Annotated in this window: 19 protein-coding genes; all 19 read left to right on the top strand. The window is 50.5% G+C overall.

Going from position 1 to position 21,744, the window contains the following annotated elements; genetic code table 11:
* Positions 1-9 precede the first annotated feature (9 nt).
* The 19 genes from CEF21_RS03405 to CEF21_RS03495 all read left to right on the top strand — a co-directional run bounded on the left by CEF21_RS03405 (position 10) and on the right by CEF21_RS03495 (position 21,722).
* Positions 10-783, top strand: a complete 774-nt coding sequence (locus tag CEF21_RS03405; RefSeq protein ID WP_123913381.1) for an enoyl-CoA hydratase-related protein — start codon at positions 10-12, stop codon at positions 781-783.
* A gap of 18 nt (positions 784-801) precedes the next feature.
* On the top strand, positions 802-2,319 hold the full coding sequence (locus CEF21_RS03410; protein ID WP_123913382.1) for an aldehyde dehydrogenase family protein: 1,518 nt from the start codon (positions 802-804) through the stop codon (positions 2,317-2,319).
* A 74-nt stretch (positions 2,320-2,393) separates the two neighbouring features.
* Complete coding sequence (locus CEF21_RS03415) at positions 2,394-3,248, top strand: 3-hydroxyacyl-CoA dehydrogenase (RefSeq protein WP_123913383.1); 855 nt, start codon at positions 2,394-2,396, stop codon at positions 3,246-3,248.
* A gap of 14 nt (positions 3,249-3,262) precedes the next feature.
* Positions 3,263-4,459 (top strand): thiolase family protein, encoded by a 1,197-nt coding sequence (locus CEF21_RS03420; protein WP_123913384.1) that lies wholly within the window; start codon positions 3,263-3,265, stop codon positions 4,457-4,459.
* Between the two features lie 10 nt (positions 4,460-4,469).
* Positions 4,470-5,246: an enoyl-CoA hydratase-related protein gene (locus CEF21_RS03425; protein ID WP_123913385.1), complete on the top strand. Its 777-nt coding sequence runs from the start codon at positions 4,470-4,472 to the stop codon at positions 5,244-5,246.
* A 98-nt stretch (positions 5,247-5,344) separates the two neighbouring features.
* Complete coding sequence (gene paaX, locus CEF21_RS03430; protein WP_123919943.1) at positions 5,345-6,226, top strand: phenylacetic acid degradation operon negative regulatory protein PaaX; 882 nt, start codon at positions 5,345-5,347, stop codon at positions 6,224-6,226.
* 755 nt (positions 6,227-6,981) lie between these two features.
* The gene (locus CEF21_RS03435) at positions 6,982-7,950 is read left to right on the top strand and encodes an NAD(P)H-dependent flavin oxidoreductase (protein ID WP_123913386.1); all 969 of its coding nucleotides are present in this window, start codon (positions 6,982-6,984) and stop codon (positions 7,948-7,950) included.
* A gap of 115 nt (positions 7,951-8,065) precedes the next feature.
* Positions 8,066-9,067 carry an ABC transporter substrate-binding protein gene (locus tag CEF21_RS03440; RefSeq protein ID WP_123913387.1) on the top strand — a complete coding sequence of 334 codons (1,002 nt, stop codon included), beginning with the start codon at positions 8,066-8,068 and terminating at the stop codon, positions 9,065-9,067.
* A 19-nt stretch (positions 9,068-9,086) separates the two neighbouring features.
* Positions 9,087-10,136 carry an ABC transporter permease gene (locus CEF21_RS03445; RefSeq protein WP_123913388.1) on the top strand — a complete coding sequence of 350 codons (1,050 nt, stop codon included), beginning with the start codon at positions 9,087-9,089 and terminating at the stop codon, positions 10,134-10,136.
* Complete coding sequence (locus CEF21_RS03450) at positions 10,114-10,911, top strand: ABC transporter ATP-binding protein (protein ID WP_123913389.1); 798 nt, start codon at positions 10,114-10,116, stop codon at positions 10,909-10,911. The genes CEF21_RS03445 and CEF21_RS03450 overlap by 23 nt, the downstream gene beginning before the upstream one ends.
* Before the next feature lie 155 nt (positions 10,912-11,066).
* Positions 11,067-11,849 (top strand): hypothetical protein, encoded by a 783-nt coding sequence (locus CEF21_RS03455; protein ID WP_123913390.1) that lies wholly within the window; start codon positions 11,067-11,069, stop codon positions 11,847-11,849.
* Between the two features lie 124 nt (positions 11,850-11,973).
* Positions 11,974-12,381, top strand: a complete 408-nt coding sequence (locus CEF21_RS03460) for a thioesterase family protein (RefSeq protein ID WP_123913391.1) — start codon at positions 11,974-11,976, stop codon at positions 12,379-12,381.
* 38 nt (positions 12,382-12,419) lie between these two features.
* Positions 12,420-13,526: a Leu/Phe/Val dehydrogenase gene (locus CEF21_RS03465; protein ID WP_123919945.1), complete on the top strand. Its 1,107-nt coding sequence runs from the start codon at positions 12,420-12,422 to the stop codon at positions 13,524-13,526.
* Positions 13,527-13,542: 16 nt separating this feature from the next.
* Positions 13,543-14,613 (top strand): pyruvate dehydrogenase (acetyl-transferring) E1 component subunit alpha, encoded by a 1,071-nt coding sequence (gene pdhA, locus CEF21_RS03470; protein WP_123913392.1) that lies wholly within the window; start codon positions 13,543-13,545, stop codon positions 14,611-14,613.
* 2 nt (positions 14,614-14,615) lie between these two features.
* The gene (locus CEF21_RS03475) at positions 14,616-15,611 is read left to right on the top strand and encodes an alpha-ketoacid dehydrogenase subunit beta (protein ID WP_123919947.1); all 996 of its coding nucleotides are present in this window, start codon (positions 14,616-14,618) and stop codon (positions 15,609-15,611) included.
* A gap of 17 nt (positions 15,612-15,628) precedes the next feature.
* Positions 15,629-16,807 (top strand): dihydrolipoamide acetyltransferase family protein, encoded by a 1,179-nt coding sequence (locus CEF21_RS03480; protein ID WP_206427794.1) that lies wholly within the window; start codon positions 15,629-15,631, stop codon positions 16,805-16,807.
* Positions 16,807-18,240 carry a dihydrolipoyl dehydrogenase family protein gene (locus CEF21_RS03485; RefSeq protein ID WP_123913393.1) on the top strand — a complete coding sequence of 478 codons (1,434 nt, stop codon included), beginning with the start codon at positions 16,807-16,809 and terminating at the stop codon, positions 18,238-18,240. The genes CEF21_RS03480 and CEF21_RS03485 overlap by 1 nt, the downstream gene beginning before the upstream one ends.
* A gap of 121 nt (positions 18,241-18,361) precedes the next feature.
* Positions 18,362-20,479, top strand: coding sequence for a type IA DNA topoisomerase (locus tag CEF21_RS03490; protein ID WP_206427795.1), 2,118 nt, complete (start codon positions 18,362-18,364; stop codon positions 20,477-20,479).
* A gap of 280 nt (positions 20,480-20,759) precedes the next feature.
* Entirely contained in the window at positions 20,760-21,722 is a 963-nt protein-coding gene (locus CEF21_RS03495; RefSeq protein WP_123913394.1) for an AAA family ATPase, read from the top strand.
* Positions 21,723-21,744 lie beyond the last annotated feature (22 nt).

Below are 21,744 nucleotides of genomic sequence, written 5' to 3' on the forward strand. Positions count from 1 at the left end.
GGGGTCTGTATGTACGGAACGATCAAGTTCGAGCCGAAAAACGGTGTGGCCTGGCTTACGCTGAACCGGCCCGATAAACTTAATGCTTTTACCGGGCAGATGAATAAAGAAATCATTCAGGCACTAAAGGGAGCAGCCTCGGATGAAGCCATCCGCTGTGTGGTGATCACGGGGGAAGGAAGGGCATTTTGCTCGGGTGAGGATTTAGGAAGCATCGGTGAGGAAACGAATCATGGAGATATTCTAAGGAACCGCTACAACCCGATGGTCCGGGCACTGGCTGTTTTTGAAAAACCGGTCATTGCAGCGGTTAATGGAGTGGCCGCCGGCGCCGGATTCAGTTTGGCGCTTGGCTGTGATTTTCGGATTGCTTCAGAGAAAGCGAGTTTTATTCAGTCCTTTATCCACGTCGGACTTGTCCCGGATTCCGGGAATCACTACTACCTCCCGAGAATTGTAGGCACGGCTAAAGCGCTGGAGCTTGCGATCCTTGGCGAAAAAGTGACCGCACAGCAGGCGAAGGAGCTTGGGCTTGTGTACCGTGTCACAGAGGCTGAACTGCTGGAGCAGGAAGTGACCGCATTTGCGGAGAGGCTTGCGGCTATGCCGACATCAGCGATTGGCTTGATTAAACGGGCGGTCCGCGAAAGCTTTACTTCAAGCCTGGATGACATGCTTGAAAAAGAGGCGCAGTATCAGCGGATCGCCGGTCTGTCAGCCGACCACCGTGAAGGGACCGCAGCCTTTTTGGAAAAAAGAAAACCGCAGTTTTCCGGAAAATAAAAATCAGGAGTGATGAACATGAGTACAGTGAAAGACAAAAAGTTCGAAACATCTCCAACGATTCGCGAAACGTATCAGCTATTGATTAACGGAGAAAGGGTGGACAGCAAATCCGGAGAAACCTTTACTACATACAACCCGGCAACCGGTGATGCCGTAGCGGTTGTGGCGAAAGCTTCCATTGAAGACGCAGACCGCGCGGTGAAAGCAGCCAGGGCCGCATTTGATGCCGGCAAATGGAAACGGACACCGATCGGCAAACGCTCCCGCGTCCTGAACAAAATTGCTTCGATTATGAGATTGCGCTTCAATGAACTGGTGGAGCTTGAAATTCTGGATACGGGAAAAGCCCTTTCCGCAGCCCAGGGCCAGGTTATGCAGGCGATTGAGGATTTCGAATTTTACGCAGGCGCGATTGTCGGCCACCGCGGAGATGTCAACAACGTTCCGGGTCAATTTTTCAACTATACGCAAAAGGAGCCGGTCGGCGTCTGCGCGCAGATTATTCCATGGAACTATCCGCTGATGATGGCGGCCTGGAAGGTTGCCCCGGCCATCGCCGCAGGATGCTGTGTCGTCCTGAAACCGGCAAGCCTGACGCCGCTTACGGCGATCGTCCTTACAGAGATCTGCCATGAAGCGGGACTTCCTGCAGGAGTTGTCAACGTGATTCCGGGCGCAGGCTCCACTGTCGGAAATTACCTCGTTGAACATCCGGAAGTGGATAAAGTGGCCTTTACCGGTTCAACACCAATCGGAAAGGATATTATGGCGAAAGCAAGCCAGACGCTGAAACGGGTTACGCTGGAGCTTGGCGGAAAATCCCCGAACATCGTTTTTGAAGACGCGGATATCGAGGCGGCGGTTGCGGGTTCCCTTTACGGAATTTTTTACAACACGGGCCAGTCCTGTGAAGCGAGATCCCGCCTTTATGTAGAAGAAAGCATCTATGACGAGTTCATGGAGAAGTTTACTGAAAAGGCGAAAAAGCTGAAGCTCGGCAATCCATTTAATGAAGGAACGCATATCGGTGCCATCATCAGCAAGGATCAGCTTGAAACCATTGATGGCTACGTTCAGTCGGCAATCGCGGACGGAGCGACCATTGTGACCGGAGGAAAAGCAGCGGCAGTAGAAGGGTTTGAAGAGGGATACTGGTATGAGCCGACCATCATCACGAACGTGAACCATGACATGAAATCCGTTCAGGAGGAAATCTTCGGACCGGTTGTCGTGGTGATGAAATTTAATGGCGAAAAAGAAGCACTCGCGCTTGCCAATGATACGATCTACGGATTAGGCTCTGCCATTTGGACGACAAACCAGGCGCGCGCTACTCGCGTGGCAAACGAAATCAAAGCCGGCATCGTGATGGTAAACAGCCCGATTTCCGCTTTCCCGGGCACACCGTTCGGCGGCTACAAGCAGTCCGGGTTCGGACGCGAGCTTTGTGTCGAAACACTTGATCTCTACACAGAAACGAAAAGTGTGCTTTCCTATTTCGGCACCCGTCCGCTGAATTTTTTTAACGTATAAAAATCCATCCTATAGCGAGCGTTTCTCCCTAACCGGGGACCGCTCGCATTTTTTCGATCAAAGGGGGAAACGGTGTGATTGAACAGATAATGGTTGCCGGATCCGGAGTCATGGGAAGAGGCATCGCCTATGTTGCGGCAGCCGGAGGATTCCGCGTCGTGCTTGCGGATGTAAAAAAAGAAGCGCTTGAGAGCGCAGAAAAAGAAATCAATCTCATTTTTCAAAAGGCTGTCAGCCGGAATATCATGACGGAGGAACAGGCAGCATCGGCAAAAGACCGTCTCCAATACACAGCAAGCCTTGAAGACGGGGCTAAGCGTGCGGACCTGATTATTGAAGCGGTTCCGGAGAAAAAAGAAATCAAGCAGGCCGTCTTTGAAATCCTGGATGCCCATGCACCAGAGCACTGCTTTTTTGCAACGAATACGTCGACGATGAGTCCGACTGAAATCGGCTCCTTTACAAAAAGGCCGCAAAACGTCATCGCGATGCACTTTTTCAACCCTGTACATAAAATGCCGCTCATCGAAATCATCCGTGGACTTGAAACAAGTGATGAAACAGCGGAAGCGATTAAGGAAGCGGCGAGAAAAATGAAGAAGGAAACGGTTGTGATTAACGAATTTCCCGGATTCGTAACGAGCAGAATCAGTGCCCTCGTCGGGAACGAAGCATTTTACATGCTTCAGGAAGGCGTCGGTTCAGCAAAAGAAATCGATAAAGCCATCCGCCTCGGGCTGAACTACCCGATGGGGCCGTTTGAGCTTGGAGACCTCGTTGGGCTGGATACAAGGCTCAATAACCTAAACTACCTCCATGAAACGCTGGGGGAAAAATACAGGCCGGCTCCTCTTCTTGTCCAATACGTAAAAGCGGGAAGGCTCGGGCGCAAATCAGGGAAAGGCGTTTATGATTATCCAGAAAAGTAAAGGAGGGGCTTACAGTGCATGAAGCGGTCATAGTGGATGCCGTCCGGACACCGATCGGCCGGTACAAGGGGGCATTAAAAACCGTCCGGCCGGATGATTTGGGTGCAATTGTAATTAAAGGGCTGCTCGATCGGAACAAAGGCATTGAAGGCATCGAAGAAGTCGTTTTCGGATGCGCAAATCAGGCGGGAGAGGATAACCGGAATGTTGCCCGCATGTCCGCGCTTCTTGCCGGTCTTCCTGTTGAAACGGCCGGAACAACCATCAACCGTCTGTGCGGATCGGGACTTGATGCCGTCAACTATGCCGCTCGCGCCATTATGGCCGGGGAAGGCGATATCTTCATTGCCGGCGGAACCGAAAGCATGACTCGGGCGCCCTATGTCATGGGAAAACCCGAAGCCGATTATCCGCGCGGGAATATGGAACTGCTCGATACGACCATCGGCTGGCGTTTTATTAACAGAGCGCTGGAGGAGAAATACGGAACAGATTCTATGCCTGAAACGGCCGAAAACGTAGCTCGGCAGTTCGGCATTACAAGAGAAGAACAGGACCAGTTCGCCTATGAAAGTCAAATGAAAGCGGCAAAAGCGATGGAAAGCGGACGGTTCCATCAGGAAATCGTTCCGGTTGTGTTCCGCGATCGGAAAGGGAAGGAACATACGGTGAATCAGGATGAACATCCCCGTCCTGAAACCGTTCTTGAAAAACTCGCATCCCTGAAGCCGCTTTTTCCCGAAGGAACCGTAACAGCGGGAAATGCATCCGGAGTAAACGACGGGGCGGCTGCGCTGCTGATGATGAGCCTGGAAAAAGCGAAAGAGCTTGGTTTGAAGCCGCTCGCGAAATATAAAGTGTCCGCAGTTGCCGGACTCGAACCGTCCATCATGGGAATGGGGCCGGTGCATGCTGTGAAAAAGGCGCTTTCCCGGTCAGGGCTGACCATCGCCGATATCGGACTCACTGAACTGAACGAAGCCTTCGCGTCCCAAGCGCTCGCGTGCATAAACGAGCTTGGACTAGACCGGCGGAAGGTGAATGTGAATGGCGGCGCCATTGCGTTCGGCCATCCCCTCGGAGCAAGCGGAGCCCGTATATTAACAACTCTTTTACACGAAATGAAAAGGCAGCAAGTTCCGTTCGGACTCGCCGCCATGTGTGTCGGCGTAGGTCAGGGAATAGCGACCATTATTGAAAACATCGAATAGGAGGATTCCAGTGAAGAACCTGATTTTAGAAAAGAAAGACGGGCTGGCTTATGTCACCCTGAATCGTCCCGAATCACTAAACTGCTTTAACTATGAGATGCTGTCAGAGCTTGGTGAACTGGCTGAAAGACTCCGCTATGACCGGGAAATCAGGGTCATCATGTTTACCGGGGCCGGCGATAAATCCTTCAGCTCCGGCGCTGACCTAAAGGAAAGACGCACTCTTGGCGAGGAGGATGTTCGCCGCAATGTATCCAAAATCAGAACCGTTTTTCATGAAATCTCCAAGCTTCCCCAGGTGACCATTGCGGCCGTTAACGGCTATGCATTTGGCGGAGGCTTCGAGCTGATGCTCGCCTGCGATTTCCGTCTTGCAGCCGATCATGCCAAAATGGGCCTGACGGAAACAAGCTGGGCGATCATTCCCGGAGCAGGCGGAACCCAGCGCCTGCCGCGTTTGATTGGCGAAGCCCGGGCAAAGGAACTGATTCTGACCGCACGAAAAATAAATGCTGAACAGGCTTATCAGTACGGTATTGTAACAAAGGCCGTCCCGGGACCTTTATTAATGAAGGAGTGCGAGCAACTTGCCAATGAAATCCTGAGAAACGGCCCCGTGGCGGTGGAGCAGGCAAAATACGCCATCCGCAATGGGATGGATACGGATCTCGAGAGCGGACTGACCATTGAAGCGGAAGCCTATGAGCAGACGATACCGACGTACGATAGAAGAGAAGCGCTTCTCGCCTTTTCCGAAAAACGAACCCCTCAGTTTATGGGGAAGTAGTGGAAATGTATTGACAGAGGGGAACCTTTCATTGTCAAATGGAGGATAATAGAGCGCTTAACTTTTGATAGAGAGTAGTGAACGCAATGAATAGCACGATCAACACGAGATCCATGATTTTCACCCTATACGGAGATTACATCCGCCATTATGGCAATGAAATCTGGATCGGCAGCCTGATCCGCCTTCTGAAGGAATTCGGCCACAACGAGCAATCCGTCCGCGCCGCCATATCCAGAATGAACAAACAGGGCTGGGTCACATCCAAAAAAAACGGCAACAAAAGTTATTATTATTTAACCGAACGGGGTTCCATCCGGATGGAAGAAGCGGCCAAACGAATCTTTAAGCTCAGTCCGGACCAGTGGGACGGCAAATGGCGGCTTTTCATCTATTCCATTCCCGAAGAAAAGCGGGCCATCCGTGACGAATTGCGCAAAGAACTCGTCTGGAGCGGATTCGGAACCATGGCCAACAGCTGCTGGGTATCGCCGAACGAGCTCACAAAAGAAGTCTATGCCCTCATGGATAAATATGAAATCCGTCCATACGTTCACTTTTTCGTATCCCAATACGACGGGCCTCATGAAAACAAAAAGCTCGTCGAAGAATGCTGGGACTTAAACGAAATCAACAACCGCTACGAAGCCTTCATCGCCGAATACAGCCAGAAATACATCATCGATAAAAACAAAATTCAAAAAGGCGAAATGACCGACGCCGAATGCTTCGTCGAACGCACAAAACTCGTCCACGAATACCGCAAATTCCTGTTCAGCGACCCGGGACTGCCAGAAGAACTGCTCCCCGAAAAATGGCTCGGCAGCCACGCCGCCTCCCTGTTCAGCAGCTACTACCGCGAACTCGCCGAACCGGCAAGCCGCTTCTTTGAAGAGGTATTCCAAGAAGGCAACGAGCTGACCAACAAAGACTCCGAATACGATATCTTTCAGCATCCTTTGCTGGTAGAGGAGAAGTAGGGATTCGGTGATTTTAGTAGGACGGTGAATTTTTCTCTCTCTCTCTGCTTGCACTGACCCTCAGCACAGTACCGCGCCGGGGGAACAAGCAAGGAGCGAGCGACCCCTTATCCGAGCTCACTTGAACAGCAGGGGGGACGGAGGTTTCGTGCTTTAGCGGAGCGGGGGTCAGTGCATTGCACTGACCCCCAGTACAGTACCGTGCCGGGGGAACAAGCAAGGAGCGTGCAACCCCTTATCCAAACTCACTTGAACAGCAGGGGGGACGGAGGTTTCGTGCTTTAGCGGGGCGGGGGTCAGTGCAAAAATATGCGACGGTGCACTCTGCCAGCCTTCCGGTGTATGTGGTGGCGGGTGCCGGTTCTCAGTTCCCAGTTTTCCGTCGCTTGCGCTGGCGGGTGCCAGTCCCCACATCCTTCACCGCAGCGGGGGACAGAGGGAGCCCTCTTTGAAGCCTTGCGCTGCAAGGGATAGGAGAGCAGGTGCCGGAGCTTTATTTTGCTAATAGACAGCGGGTCAGGCACGGTGCCAGTCCCCACATTCTTCACCGCAGCGGGGGACAGAGGGGACCCTCTTTAAAGCCTTGTGCCGCAAGGAATCAGAGAGCGAGTGCCGGAGCTTTAACACTCTAATAGGTCGCGGGTCAGGCACCAGGCACCAATCCCCCTCCGGCACAACACAACCAAACACCAGCCCCCGCCTTCCCTGCCTCATAAAAATGTAAGCGTTACCAAAAAACAAAGGAGAACCAGCCAATGAACAGATTATGCGAGATCCTGGATATTGACGTCCCCATCATCCAGGGCGGAATGGGGAATATTAGCAATGCGCAGCTGACGGCGGCGATTTCGGAAGCGGGAGCGCTCGGTACGATTGGGGCGGGTACCCGGACACCGGAAGAAGTGGAACGGATCATTCTGGAGACGAAGGAGCGGACGAACCGTCCCTTTGCCGTGAATATTGCGTTATCTGTTTCCGCTCATGCAAAGGGCATTGCCGAACTAATTGTAAAGCACGATGTTCATGCGGTCTCTCTTTCCGCAGGGAACCCTGCTCCCTATATCCCGTTTTTTAAAGAGCGGGGGATAAAAATCCTTGCGGTGACGGCTTCTGTGAAGCAGGCGCTAAAGGCGGAAGCAGGCGGAGCCGATGCAGTCGTTGGAGAAGGGTATGAAGCGGCAGGTCTGAATTCTCCGCTGGAAACGACGACGCTTACACTGATTCCGCAGCTCGCGGATGCAGTAAGCATTCCTATAGCGGCGGCTGGCGGAATTGCAGATGGAAGGGGACTTGCGGCGATGCTTGCGCTTGGAGCGGAAGGGGTTCAGATGGGAACCCGGTTCATTGCGACGAAGGAAGCCCCGTTTTCGTCTCTTTATAAACAGCGCCTCCTTGAGTCAGACGATGCCGGAACGATGATCATCGGGCGTTCTGTCGGCCGTGTCAGAAGAGTGCTAAGAAATCCGTATTCGGGCTTTATTGCAGACCTGGAGCGGGAAGGCATGACGCTTGAGGAGTACAATGAGCGGACGAATGAAGACTTTCACATTTCCGGGGCTGTCCACGGAAACGAGGAAACGGGTTTTTGGAACAGCGGCCAAATCGCAGGGCTGATCAGAGAGATACCTTCCGTAAAGGATTTGATCGGAGAGATGAAAGCGGACATGGAGAAAACGATTGCCGGAATGGCGAGGTACAGCCGGAGTGGCCAAAGTTTAGATTGATAATTTTAAATATTCAAAAAACAAATTGACGGACTAATTTCCTGATGATACCATTACGGTAAAATAACGAGCTTCATATTTTCGGCACATAAGAGATTTTTAAAGGGGGATCTGAATGGGGAAGAAAACAGGAGTTTGGGTAAGCATGGCGGTAGCTGCGGGTCTGATGCTGAGTGGATGCGGAAATAAAGAGGGGGCGTCCGGAGGAGAAAGCGGCAGCGGAGGCGATTCAGGAAAAACGTACAAAATCGGCGTGACTCAAATCGTTGAGCATCCATCCCTGGATGATGCCTATAAAGGCTTCAAAGAGGCACTGAAGGATAAAGGAATTAAAGCGGAATTTGACGTCAAGAACGCGCAGGGCGATGCAAGTACAAATACCACGATTGCGGCAACACTGGTGAGCCAGAAGCCAGACCTCATCTTTGCGAATTCCACCCCAAGTGCCCAGGCGGCTCTAAGTGCAACGAAGGATATTCCCATTGTGTTCAGTTCTGTCACAGATCCGGTCGGAGCGGAGCTTGTCGCTTCTCTGGAAAAGCCGGGCGGCAATGTAACGGGTACGATTGATTCCCATCCGGAAGCCATTCCCAGCACGATGAAATTCATTAAGGACGAGCTTGGCGGGAAGAAGGTCGGCATGCTTTACAATGCGGGCGAGCAAAACTCTGTTTCCCAGGTGGAAGCGGTCAAAAAGCTGATGGGGGAGATGGGACTTGAAGCGGTAACGGCGTCCGTCTCAACGACTGCAGACGTCAAGCAGGCGGCCGAAGCATTGGCAGGCAAAATAGATGCCTTTTATATTGTGACGGATAACACGGTCATCTCCGCCATTGAATCGGTCGTATCTGTTTCCAATGATAAAAAGATTCCTCTTTTGACAGCTGATTTGGACTCGCTGAAACGCGGAGCTTTTGCAGCGTACGGCTTTCAGTACCATGATATCGGCTACCAGGCTGGCGAAATGGCGGCGGACATTCTGAAAGGGAAGAAAGCGGGGGAAATCGCGGTCGAAGTTCCTAAAAACCTGAAGCTCATGATTAATAAAAAAGCCGCGGAAGCGATGGGCGTTAAAATCAAACCGGAGTGGGATAAAAACGCGGAGTATACTGAATAAAAGTTAGGGGCGATTCACCATGTTTTCTGCATTATTCGGCTCAGTGGAACTGGGCGTTATTTATGCGATTATGGCGCTTGGCGTCTATCTTTCCTTCAGGGTTCTCGATTTTCCGGATCTGACCGTAGACGGAAGCTTTGTCACAGGAGCTGCTGTTGCGGCCGCGATGATTGTTCTTGGCTTTAACCCGGTTGCAGCAACGGCTGCCTCCCTTGCTGCAGGATTCGCCGCGGGGTGCATCACAGGGGTTCTTCATACGAAGGGGAAAATTAACCCGCTCCTATCAGGGATTTTGATGATGATTGCTTTGTATTCAATCAACCTGAGGATTATGGGGACGACTTCTGAAACGTCCATCGGAGTCCCGAACATCCCTCTTTTAAACTCGGAAACGCTTTTTACATCCATCTCTGATTTTACAAAAAATATCGGCTTGGACGCTCCGCTGAACAGTCTGCTATCGGCGATCGGGCTTGGGGATAGTCTCCCATCGACCTGGGGGATTCTGCTGTTTATGATGGTGATCACGATGCTCATTAAATTCCTGACAGACTTTTTCCTTAAAACAGAAACCGGTCTGGCCATTAGGGCAACGGGTGATAATCAGCGGATGATCCGCAGCTTCTCAGCCAATACGGATTATCTGATCATCCTGGGGCTGGGACTGTCCAATGCGCTTGTTGCCCTTTCCGGTGCCCTCGTTGCCCAATATGCGAAGTTCTCGGACATTGGAATGGGGATTGGAATGATCATTATCGGACTTGCATCGGTGATTATCGGAGAGGCGATTTTTGGGACGAAAACCATTGCGAGAACAACGCTTGCCGTTATTGGAGGAGCGGTCATTTACCGGATTGTCATTACCCTTTCTCTTCAAGTGAAAGGACTGGATACGGGTGACTTGAAGCTCATTACAGCGGTCATTGTTATCTTCGCCCTTGTGCTGCCCAAGCTGCTGGAACGGCGCAGGCAAAAGCTGCGGAAGGCGCGGAGATACAAAGAACGCATGCAGGAGCTGAACGGTGTCAGCGGAAAGGGGGAGGCCATTGCTGCATCTAAAGCAGATTAATAAAATTTTCAATGAAGGGACGCCCGATGAAAAAATTGCCCTTGATTCGATTCACCTTTCTCTCGAAAAAGGGGATTTTGTAACGATTATCGGAAGCAACGGGGCTGGAAAGTCGACGATGATGAATGTCATTTCAGGCGTAATTCCGCCGGATGTCGGAATCGTAGAAATTGAGGGGAAAGATGTGACACTCCTCCCGGAATACAAGCGCTCCAATCTGATCGGCCGGGTATTTCAGGATCCGATGGCAGGAACCGCTCCTTCGATGTCGATAGAAGAAAATCTGGCGATGGCCTATTCGAGAAACAAAAAGCGGGGGTTTAAAAAAGCGGTCACAAAAGGAAGACGGGATTTTTTTAAAGAATCACTGGAATCCCTTCATCTTGGACTTGAAAACCGGATGAATGCAAAAGTAGGGATGCTTTCGGGCGGGGAGAGGCAGGCACTCTCCCTTCTGATGGCAACCTTTACAGAGCCGGCGATTCTTCTGCTGGATGAACATACAGCGGCACTCGATCCTTCAAGAGCCGAGCTGATTACGAAATTAACGAGGGAAATCGTCAGCAAATACCGGCTCACCACGATGATGGTGACCCATAATATGCAGCAGGCACTCGATCTTGGCAACCGGCTGATTATGATGGACAAAGGACAAATCATTTTATCGGTAGACGAGGAAAAGAAAAAGGATCTCACCATTGAAAAGCTAATGAGCGAGTTCCAGCGAATACGGGGCGAGCAGATGGCGAACGACCGTGCTCTGCTGAATGCCTGATAGGAAGGGGGGGACCTCTTCCTTTTTTAGCTTTAGTTCCCAATGGAACGAAGACAAGAAGATTATAGCGACACGGAAGGGAAAGGCTTATGTTGGTCATTCAGTACCTCATTTATTGGACTCAAATCAAAAAAATCAAGTAGAGGGGGATGTTGATGGATACACAGCTGAGTATTTCAATTGTTATTTTAACGGCGATCGCTGAAGCGGCTGGTGTATTTCTTTTTGTGCAATATAAACGGGGAAATATTGAGGGGAATCCTTTTTTAGCCCTATTAAAAAAGGAATGGCTTGTCCTCTTTTATGCCTTTTTCAGATGGAAAAGAGGGAGGAAGGATACTGAAAGCAGTGCCCGGTCCTTTTTCTATCATAAAGGTTCTCTTTACACAGGCTTATTCATCGCGCTTCTCCATGAGCAAGTAATTGAGGCTATTGTGTTCCATATCTATTTAAAAGAAGAAGAGCCTATTAAAGCAGATATTCTCCTGGCACTCCATGTTTATAGCATTTTGTATATGCTGGGAGATTACAACCTTGTCAGAAACTCCCCCATACAGATTGTTCATAATAAGGTCCGCATGGTAATTGGAGCAAGAAGGTCGTTATCGTTTCATCTGAAGGATGTAGAAACCATTCAGCCAGCGAAAATAAAGTATCATAAAAACGGCGGGATGGTTCATGAAAAGAATGTATTTCATGCATCGGTCCTTCCACGGGTACTGACAAAGATTTTTGGAGTAACAGATGAGCTGAAATATGAAATTGTTTTTAAAGAGCCAGTCCTTTCCAGAGGATATTTTGGCCAACAAAAACCGGTTGCGAAAGCCTGGGTTTACATGGACCAGCCGGAACCTTTTATCGAAGCTCTAAAGGCAGAGATCGAAAATTTAGAGGATAATGCTGGAGATATTCATTGCGTGAAGGTCTTGCCAACGTAACTGATGGGACTTCCTTTTTTTATCCTTGAAATATATATAACGAAATGATAAGATTGCGTTAAATAAACGTTATTAGAAATAAATGTAAGATTGTGTCGAATCCAGCAGGTAAGGGCGGGGTTTTATGAAAAAGGGGATGGAGATTGGCTGCCAGGCTTCCTGTGATGTGACCGTGACACCGGATTTATTTGCCCAATTTGAAGGGAAGGTTGTTCATCCTGTCTATTCAACTGTCTCGATGGTGCACAGTATGGAATGGGCCTCGAGGAAGATCATTCTTCCTTTTTTGGAGGAAGGCGAAGAGGGGATGGGGGCTTCCGTTCAGGTTAAGCATATAGGCCCTGCAGGTGAAGGGGCGGTCATCCGGGTAGTTGCAACACTTGTTAAAAAAGAGAAGAATCTTGTGTATACGGAAGTAGAAGCCTTTACAGAAGCAAGGCTGATCGGAAAGGGAGAAGTCATCCAAATCATCCTCCCAAAGACCGAAATTCAGTCAAAAATTGAGCAGGCGGTTAAAGGAGAGACAAAATGAAAGCGTTTACTTTATTGGGGGAACGAGGGACAGCGGGAATGGATGTGTTCACGAAAATCAGCGGCCACGAGCAGGTTGTCTTCTGCAACGATCCTCATACAGGACTTAAAGCGATCATCGCGATACATAATACAACACTTGGACCCGCGCTTGGAGGCTGCAGAATGCGTCCGTATGCAACCGTGGAGGATGCCGTGAACGATGTCCTGAGGCTCTCCAAAGGCATGACGTATAAATGCGCTGCGGCCGATGTGGATTTCGGCGGCGGGAAATCGGTGATCATCGGTAATCCGCTTACCGATAAATCTCCGGAAATGTTCAGGGCATTCGGACAGTTTGTCGAGTCGCTTAAGGGTCGCTTTTATACAGGAACCGATATGGGAACGACTCCGGAGGATTTTGTCCATGCCGCGAAAGAAACACACTGCATTGTCGGTATTCCGGAAGAATACGGAGGAAGCGGGGATTCATCGATTCCGACAGCGCTTGGAGTCATCTATGGAATTAAAGCGACCAATAAAGCGGTGTGGGGAAATGATGCGCTTCAAGGCAGAACGTATGCGGTTCAGGGGCTTGGGAAAGTCGGTTTCAAGGTGGCGGAGCGTCTGCTGGAAGAGGGGGCGGATCTGTTTGTGACGGATATCAATGATCAGGCAGTAGAGGGATTGATTCAAAAGGCCTCGGATCTTCCCGGTTCTGTCAAAGCGGTGAGGGGGGAAGATATCTATTCCTGTGAGGCGGATGTCTTTGTTCCATGCGCCCTTGGCGGAATCATCAATGATGAGACGATTGGAAAACTAAAGGTGAAGGCTGTTGCGGGTTCGGCTAATAATCAGCTGGAACAGGAATTTCACGGAGAGGATCTGTGGAGAAGAGGCATTCTCTATGCTCCCGATTACATCGTCAATGCAGGGGGACTCATTCAAGTTGCAGATGAGCTGTATGAACCGAATAAGCAGCGGGTGCTGACAAAGACCAAAGCCATTTATACGTCCCTTTTGGAAGTATACAGGCATTCGGATGACCGGAGTATTTCAACAGCGGAAGCTGCCGACCTGTTTTGTGAAGAAAGGATTGAAGCAAGGAAGCACCGCAGCAGTTTCTTTACAGCCGGCCGAAAACCGAAGTGGGATGTAAAACGATAGAGCGGGAGGGGAAGGTATGGAAACCGGATTTGAAAAAATTCAGATTGTGGATGAAAACGGAAACCTCGTAAACCATGAATTCAGATCGCTGATCTCTGAATCTCTTACTAAAGAAATGTATCAAAAAATGATTCTTGTCCGTACGTTTGACCGCAAGGCAATTTCTCTGCAGAGACAGGGGCGGCTTGGGACGTATGCTCCGTTTGAAGGACAGGAGGCCGCTCAAGTTGGGAGCGCTTCTGCGCTGAAGGAGAAGGACTGGCTGTTTCCGACCTACAGGGACCATGCCGCCTCTATTACATTCGGACATTCCCTTCCACATGTCCTTCTTTATTGGAATGGAAGAATGGAAGGCTGCACCGTTCCAAGCGGCAAGAAGATTTTCCCGCCGGCTGTTCCGATTGCGACTCAGCTCCCGCATGCAGCCGGGGCGGCACTTGCTGAAAAAAGGAGAGGCACTGGCAATGCGGCGATTGTTTATTTCGGGGACGGAGCCACGTCTGAAGGCGATTTTCACGAAGGGCTGAATTTTGCCAGCGTGTTTAAATCTCCTGTTGTTTTCTTTAACCAAAACAATCATTTTGCGATTTCGGTCCCGATTGAAAAGCAGATGAACTCAAAGACCATTGCCCAAAAGTCTGTAGCTTACGGTATTCCCGGCTATAGACTGGATGGAAATGATATTTTTGCCGTTTATTTTTACACCTTGCAGGCTCTTGAACGCGCCCGCAGCGGGGAAGGACCGACGCTTCTGGAGGCGGTCACGTGGAGATACGGCGCCCATACAACGGCAGATGATCCGAAGAAATACCGCGATCAGGAGGAGAGCCTCAGCAAAAAAAGAACCATCGATCCGCTGCTTCGGCTCGAGCGCTTTATGAAAAATGAAGGAATGTGGGAAGACACTTGGGCGGAGCAGGTTCAAAAGGAAGCAGAGGAAATCATTGAAGCCGCTGTTGCAGAGATGGAGGCGTTTCCTCCGCCGGATGTGAATCATCTGTTTGACTATGTGTTTGCTGAGCCGACCTGGACGATCCGCGATCAGAAGGAAGAATACATGAACCATATGAGAGGTGCAGGCCGATGAGTATGGAGATGAAGGTGAAAACGAACAAGCTGACGATGGTTCAGGCGGTAACCGATGCACTCAGAACGATGCTTCAAAAAAATGATGAGGTCGTTCTTCTCGGGGAAGACATCGGGAGCAACGGCGGCGTATTCCGGGCAACGGAAGGTCTTATGGAAGAGTTCGGAGAAGAACGTGTGATGGATACCCCGCTGAGCGAAGCCGGGCTGATGGGAACGGCGGTCGGCATGGCGGTGAACGGGATGATTCCGGTAGCGGAAATCCAGTTCCTCGGGTTTATTTATCCGGCTTATGAACAGATTGCAACGCACGTTACCCGGATCCGGATGAGAACGATGGGCCGGTATACCGTGCCAATGGTGATCCGTGCACCATACGGAGCGGGGATTCGAGCGCCGGAAATTCACTCGGACAGTGCGGAGGCGCTTTTTACCCATATGCCGGGAATAAAGGTGGTTTGCCCCTCTACTCCGTATGATGCGAAGGGGCTGCTCATCGCAAGCATTGAGGACCCGGACCCCGTTTTGTTCCTGGAACCGCTCCGGCTTTACCGCGCAGGAAAAGAGGATGTGCCGGAGGGGGAATATACGGTTGAGATCGGGAAGGCAGTGAAGCGGAAAGAAGGCAGCGATGTCACGCTCATCTCATGGGGAGCGATGGCTGTACAGACAGCAAAGGCTGCGGAAAAACTGGAACAAACGGGAGTCAGCTGCGAGGTCATTGATTTACGGACGCTTTATCCTCTCGATCGGGAGACGATCGCACAGTCTGTTCAAAAGACGGGCCGGGCGGTTATCGTGCAGGAGGCGCACGCAACAGGGGGCCTTGCGAATGATGTCATGGGAGTAATCAATGACACGTCCTTCCTCTATTTGAGAGCCCCGATTGCAAGAGTAAGCGGCTTTGATGTGCCGGTTCCTTTTTTCGCACTGGAGGAGCACTATCTGCCTGGCACGGACCGGATTATCAAGGCCGTTGAAAACGTCATTCATTTTTAAGGGGAGCGGGTGAAAACATGCTGGAAGTCAAACTTCATGATATTGGAGAAGGAATGACAGAGGGGGATGTTCTCCACTATTTCGTCAAACAGGGGGAACGGGTGGAACGCGATCAGCCTCTGATTGAAGTGCAAACGGATAAAATGACAGCCGAGCTTCCCTCTCCTGGAGCGGGAATTGTAAAAGAGATTCTGATTGATCCCGGTACAACTGTTACGGTCGGCACGACGCTTTTAGTCATTGACCCGGCTACCGCAGGGGATGTAAAAGCTGCGGAAGTTCCTTCGGCGCCGCGCCTCGTTTCAGCCCGGGTGCTCGCCACTCCATTTACACGGAAGCTTGCAAGGGAACACGGAATTGACATTGAACAGCTGAAGGGAACGGGCCCGGCAGGCAGGGTAACAGATGAAGATGTTCTCGGCTGGGCGGGAAGAGAAGAGGAGCCAAAAGCCAAACCGGTATCTGCCGAGCCGCTTTCTTCAGAACCGTCCATGAAACCGGCCTCCGAAAACCGGACCATACCATTTAAAGGAAGAAGAAAGCAGATCGCGAAGAAAATGGTGCAGTCACTGAAAATCATCCCTCATGTCACCCATTTTGAAGAAATCGATATGACGGAATTGATGTCCTTCCGGAAAGAACTGAAGGAAGCGGGCCGCCCGGTTTCTGCGGCTGCCTTTTTTATTAAAGCTGCGGCCATCGCCTTGAAGGACTTCCCTGTTTTCAATGCCAGGCTGGATGAAGAAAAGGAAGTCATCATCCTTGAATCGCGATACAACATCGGTCTTGCCGTGGATTCTCCGGAAGGGCTGATTGTACCCGTCCTTCACCATGCCGAATCAAAATCCATTCTTCAGATCCACCGGGAAATGAAGGAGCTGAACGAAAAGGCGAGGGAAAACCGTCTTTCAAGAAGCGAACTGACAGGCGGCACGTTCACCATCAGCAACGTCGGTCCGCTCGGAAGCATGGGGGCGACACCGGTCATCAACCATCCGGAAACGGGACTTATGGCGTTTCATGCGACGAAGGAGAAGCCGGTCGTCCGGAACGGGGAAATCGTGATCGGTTTGATGATGAACCTTTCGATGTCCTTTGACCACCGCGTCGCCGACGGGGCGACGGCGGTTGCTTTTACAAACCGGTTTAAAGAGCTGATTGAACATCCAAAATTGCTGATAGTGGAGCTGGTGTAATGGTTGTAGGAGAATTGGCACAGGAGCGGGAAGTCGTCATCATCGGAGGCGGTCCGGGAGGCTATACCGCAGCCATCCGGGCGGCGCAGCTTGGATTGGAAGTCACGCTCATAGAAAAAGGGAATCTCGGTGGTGTCTGCCTGAACCAGGGCTGCATTCCTTCTAAAGTGTTTGCGAATGTTTCGTCCAAATTCAGCGGACTCCAGAAGCTCGGGAGCATGGGGATTGGAACGTCGGGGATCGCCCTCGATCTTGCCCAAACGGCTGAATACAGCCGGCAGGTAACGGCAGGATTGAGAAAAGGAGTGGAAGCCTTATGCCGGCAGGCGAAGGTAGAAATCGTCCCGGGCAAGGCAGCCTTTTTATCGGATGACCGGATCGGCGTGGAAAACGGCGATGATTTTCAGGTATTTACCTTTAAACAGGCCATTATCGCTGCCGGCTGTTCACCCCTTCCGCATCCGGCGATTGCCCCTGATCATCAGCATGTATTGGATTCGCGCTCACTTTATGCGCTTGATCAGCTGCCGGAGCATCTCATGGTATACGGAAACGATTATATGGCGGTCGAAGCCGCCTTCAGCTACCGTCATTTAGGATGCGAGGTGACGCTAATACATGAGGATGGACTGGCCGGACTGGATGCATCCATAGAAAAAGAACTGCTCAGAGTGATGAAAAAAGCGAAAATCAAGTGGAAGCAGGGAATGGTTTTAGAGAATCTTGAAAAACAGGATGACCGTCTGCACGTCTTTTTTAAAGGAGAGGACGGATCCGCCTTTGAGCTCGAAGGCAGCCATTTATATATCCAGACCGAGTATAGAGGAAATGCAGCAGACCTTGGATTGGCACGCCTTGGTGTCAAAACGGACGGCAGCGGATTCATTGAGATCGACCGGGAATGCAGGACATCCGCCGCCGGCATCTGGGCGGCCGGTGATATTACAGGCGGGAAGCGGCTTGCCGTTCAGGCGATCAGTCAGGGGAAAGCCGCCGCCGCCTCCATCGCGGGGCTGCCGGCAGAATGGAATGAAGGATTTCCTCCGCTTGTCATCCGAAGCCAGCCGCCGGTTGCCTGTGCGGGGTTAACAGAAGCAGAAGCAAGAAACCAGGGCTACAGGGTGAAAACAGGTCAGTTCTCATTTGCCGGTAACGGCTTCGCTTCCCTAACCGGTCAAAAAGACGGCATCGCCAAGGTCATTTCCGATGCGGAAAACGAAGTCATCCTTGGCATTCATCTCATGGGGGACGGGGCTCCGGAATTAATCAGCACAGGCATCACTGCTCTTGAGATGGCGGCGAGGGAAGAAGACCTGACGTTTCCGCTTTATCCGCATCCCAGCATGAATGAAGGCCTTCTTGAAGCGATGGAGGACCTGCAGGGAATGGCCATCCACAAGCCTCCCGCAAGAATAGTGTCACACCAAAAATGAACACGAAACGGACGATGCCGGATGCTCGTCCGTTTTTCCATTGGAAAAAAGAACCGGAACGTGAGAAAATAGAAAAAGAAACACGTGTTTGCTTTTTGGTGCATCCACTAAAAGGGGGAGAATGGATTTGATCGTCATTTTGGCAGAAAAACCGGATCAGGGGAAACTGCTTGCTGCTCCTTTTCCATCCGCGAAAAGAGAGGGCTATATTGAAATCAAGCCTTGCGGACCGTTTCCGCAGGGGGCCCTCGTCACTTGGGCTATCGGTCATCTAGTCGAATTGAGAAATCCCCAGGAATACGATCCGTCCTGGAAGAAGTGGTCGCTTGAAAGCCTGCCGATCATTCCTGAACGGTTTCAATATAAAGTTTCCAGAGATAAAGCAAAGCAATTTAATGTCGTCAAATCGCTTTTGAAGGACGCATCCGAAATTATTATCGGAACGGATGCCGCGCGGGAGGGTGAAAACATCGCCCGGCTCCTCATCATGATGGCAGGTGCTTCCCATAAGCCGGTGAAGCGGCTCTGGCTCTCTTCCTATACAGAAAATGCTGTGAGAAATGGCTTTGCCAACTTGAGAGACGGGAAAGAAAGCGAGTCTCTATTTTATGAAGCCCAGGCAAGACAGATCGGCGACTGGCTTGTCGGAATCAACGCAAGCAGGCTGTACACGCTTCTGCTCCAGCAAAAGGGAGTAAAAGAAAATTTCAGTGTCGGCCGCGTCCAGACACCTGTGCTGAAGCTGATTTATGACCGGCAAAAAGAAATTGAAACCTTCAAACCGGAGCCGTTTTTTGAACTCGAAGGTAAATTTAAGGTAGAAAACGGCACATACAAAGGCAAAATCCAGAAGAAGTTTAAAACCGAAGAGGAACTGCGGAAGGAAGTCAGTCCGGATATCACACCGGAAACGAACCGCTATCAGGCGGCGGTAAAGGACAAAACGGTACAGGAGAAGCGGATGAAGCCGCCTCAGCTCCACAGCTTATCCACTCTCCAGTCCAATCTGAACAGGCGAACGAAGATGAGCCCGACTACGGTACTGAAAACCGTTCAGAAACTGTATGAAAAAGGCTATGTCTCCTATCCGCGAACGGACAGCCAGCACATAACGAATGAGGAATTCTCTTATTTGAAGGTGAATCTGGAAGGCTATCAAAAAACCTTTTCCGTGAACTTTGCCCCGGCCTCGCTTTTCCCGTCCAGAAGATTCGTAGATGCAGGCAAGGTAAAGGATCACTATGCCATTGTTCCGACCGAAAAGCTCGTGACTCCCGCCAAGTTCGCATCTTTCACTCCGGCGGAAAAAACGGTGTATGAAGAAATTGCAAAAAGCGTTTTGAAAATGTTTATGGAAGACCACGTCTACGACGAGACAGTCATCACCACGTCCATTGGGAAAAATGATTTCATCACCAAAGGAAAAACGGTAAAAGTAAACGGGTGGAAAAGCTTAGAAGGCAGAGAAGACAAAAAGGAAGGAGAAGAGCCTTTGCCGGAAGTCCGAAAAGGCGAACCGGCTGAGGCGGTCCTTGAAGTGAAGAATGGGATGACCCAGCCGCCTAAGCCTTATACGCTCGGCCAGCTCATTACGTTAATGAAGACGGCCGGGAAGTACATTGAGGACAAAGAAATGAAGGATGCGTTAAACGCGGCAGAGGGACTCGGAACAGAGGCCACGAGGGCGGGAATTATCGATACGCTGATTCTGCGCGAATTCATAGAAGTAAACAAAAATAGTGTGTTTGTCACCCAAAAAGGGAGCATCCTCTGTGACGCCGTGGAAGGAACGCTCCTTTCAAAACCGGAAATGACAGCGAAGTGGGAGACTTTCCTGAAAGGGATTGGGGCAGGGCTGAAATCAAAGGATGTTTTTATTGAGAATGCAGGCAAGCTCTGCTTCTCCCTTATGGATCAGGCGAGGACGGACGTAGGCCGCCTGACACTTGAAGGAAGAGTGGAGCCTGCCCAGCATGAAGGCGCGATTTGCCGCTGTCCCGCCTGTAAGGAAGGGGATATTCTGGACCGGAGAACCTTTTATGGATGTTCCGCCTATTTGGAAGGCTGCAAGCAATCTTTTAATAAAAAAATCTTAAACAAAACGGTGAGCCCGGCTCAAATCAAACTTTTGTGCGAAAAAGGGAAAACGAGAAAAATTAAAGGATTTAAAGGGAAGAAAAATAGTTTCGATGCCTATTTGATCTTACGGGACGGAAAAATAGAATTTTCTTTTAAGTAGGCGCTGGTGCGGGCTGTATGACCGGGCAGGCTGAACTAAAAGAACAGGGACGGACGATGCGTTTGCACGTCCGTCTTTGTATTGGAAAAATGCTGCGGAACGTGCGAAAATAGGAAAGAAGACAAGTTTGTTTTTAATTGTTGAAATATTTCGAGATTTTAATAGGACTTAAGCACGGAAATGTCTGCCATTCCTGTCTTATTTTTAGACAAGTTTTGCAGGTTTTCACCGGCTCGCTTCGAATATAGTAAAAATAACGGATGTGGATGAGGAGGATACGATGGATTATTTAGAGACGATACACCCTCAGCTTGGCAGAGTAGTAGAAAATATCGAAAAGGTGATGGCCGGAAAACGGGAGGCGGCGATCCTCTGTTTAACGGCGTTATTGGCTAAGGGCCACGTTCTTTTGGAAGATGTTCCGGGAGTCGGAAAAACAATGATGGTCCGATCCCTTGCGAAATCCGTCGGAGCCGATTTCAAGCGGATCCAGTTTACACCGGACCTTTTGCCTTCAGATGTCACGGGCATCTCCATATACAACCCTCAGAAAATGGAGTTTGAATACCGGCCGGGGCCGATTATGGGAAACATTGTTCTTGCGGACGAAATCAACCGGACGTCCCCGAAAACCCAGTCTTCTCTTTTGGAAGGGATGGAGGAAGGAAACGTAACGATTGATGGGGTGACAATGCCTCTGGACAAGCCTTTCTTTGTGCTCGCTACCCAGAATCCGATTGAATACGAGGGAACATACCCGCTTCCGGAAGCCCAGCTGGACCGCTTCTTATTTAAAATAAAAATGGGATACCCGACTCCTCAGGAAGAGCTGCTCGTTCTGAACCGGCTTGACGGGGATGTGCCGATTACCCGGATTGAATCGGTTATTACAAAGGAAGAGCTTGTCAGCCTTCAGGATGAGATGGAAAAAGTATATATGGATGAAACCGTCAAGCGCTACATTATCGACATTGTCACGAAAACGAGAAACCACCCCTCCATATACCTCGGTGCAAGTCCGCGGGGATCGGTCGCATTGATGAAAGCGTCTAAAGCCTACGCCTTTTTATCAGGCCGTGATTATGTCATCCCGGATGACATTCAATATTTAGCGCCGTATGCTTTGCCGCACCGGATGATTCTCAAATCAGAGGCACGATACGACGGACAGTCAGCTGCTGACCTTGTGCAGGAAATCATCAGCCGCACTCCGGTGCCGGTCAAAAGGTCCATGACACCCTGATGGAAATTTTAAGAAGCTTGAA

It is taken from the genome of Bacillus sp. FJAT-42376 (genome assembly GCF_003816055.1).
Classification (GTDB): domain Bacteria; phylum Bacillota; class Bacilli; order Bacillales; family Bacillaceae; genus Metabacillus_B.

Coding starts and splice junctions, on each gene's coding strand:
- CEF21_RS03405 (WP_123913381.1), top strand. CDS start 10: ATGTACGGAACGATCAAGTTCGAGCCGAAAAACGGTGTGGCCTGGCTT.
- CEF21_RS03410 (WP_123913382.1), top strand. CDS start 802: ATGAGTACAGTGAAAGACAAAAAGTTCGAAACATCTCCAACGATTCGC.
- CEF21_RS03435 (WP_123913386.1), top strand. CDS start 6,982: ATGAACAGATTATGCGAGATCCTGGATATTGACGTCCCCATCATCCAG.
- CEF21_RS03440 (WP_123913387.1), top strand. CDS start 8,066: ATGGGGAAGAAAACAGGAGTTTGGGTAAGCATGGCGGTAGCTGCGGGT.
- CEF21_RS03445 (WP_123913388.1), top strand. CDS start 9,087: ATGTTTTCTGCATTATTCGGCTCAGTGGAACTGGGCGTTATTTATGCG.
- CEF21_RS03455 (WP_123913390.1), top strand. CDS start 11,067: ATGGATACACAGCTGAGTATTTCAATTGTTATTTTAACGGCGATCGCT.
- CEF21_RS03460 (WP_123913391.1), top strand. CDS start 11,974: ATGAAAAAGGGGATGGAGATTGGCTGCCAGGCTTCCTGTGATGTGACC.
- CEF21_RS03465 (WP_123919945.1), top strand. CDS start 12,420: ATGGATGTGTTCACGAAAATCAGCGGCCACGAGCAGGTTGTCTTCTGC.
- pdhA (WP_123913392.1), top strand. CDS start 13,543: ATGGAAACCGGATTTGAAAAAATTCAGATTGTGGATGAAAACGGAAAC.
- CEF21_RS03475 (WP_123919947.1), top strand. CDS start 14,616: ATGGAGATGAAGGTGAAAACGAACAAGCTGACGATGGTTCAGGCGGTA.
- CEF21_RS03480 (WP_206427794.1), top strand. CDS start 15,629: ATGCTGGAAGTCAAACTTCATGATATTGGAGAAGGAATGACAGAGGGG.
- CEF21_RS03485 (WP_123913393.1), top strand. CDS start 16,807: ATGGTTGTAGGAGAATTGGCACAGGAGCGGGAAGTCGTCATCATCGGA.
- CEF21_RS03490 (WP_206427795.1), top strand. CDS start 18,362: ATGGATTTGATCGTCATTTTGGCAGAAAAACCGGATCAGGGGAAACTG.
- CEF21_RS03495 (WP_123913394.1), top strand. CDS start 20,760: ATGGATTATTTAGAGACGATACACCCTCAGCTTGGCAGAGTAGTAGAA.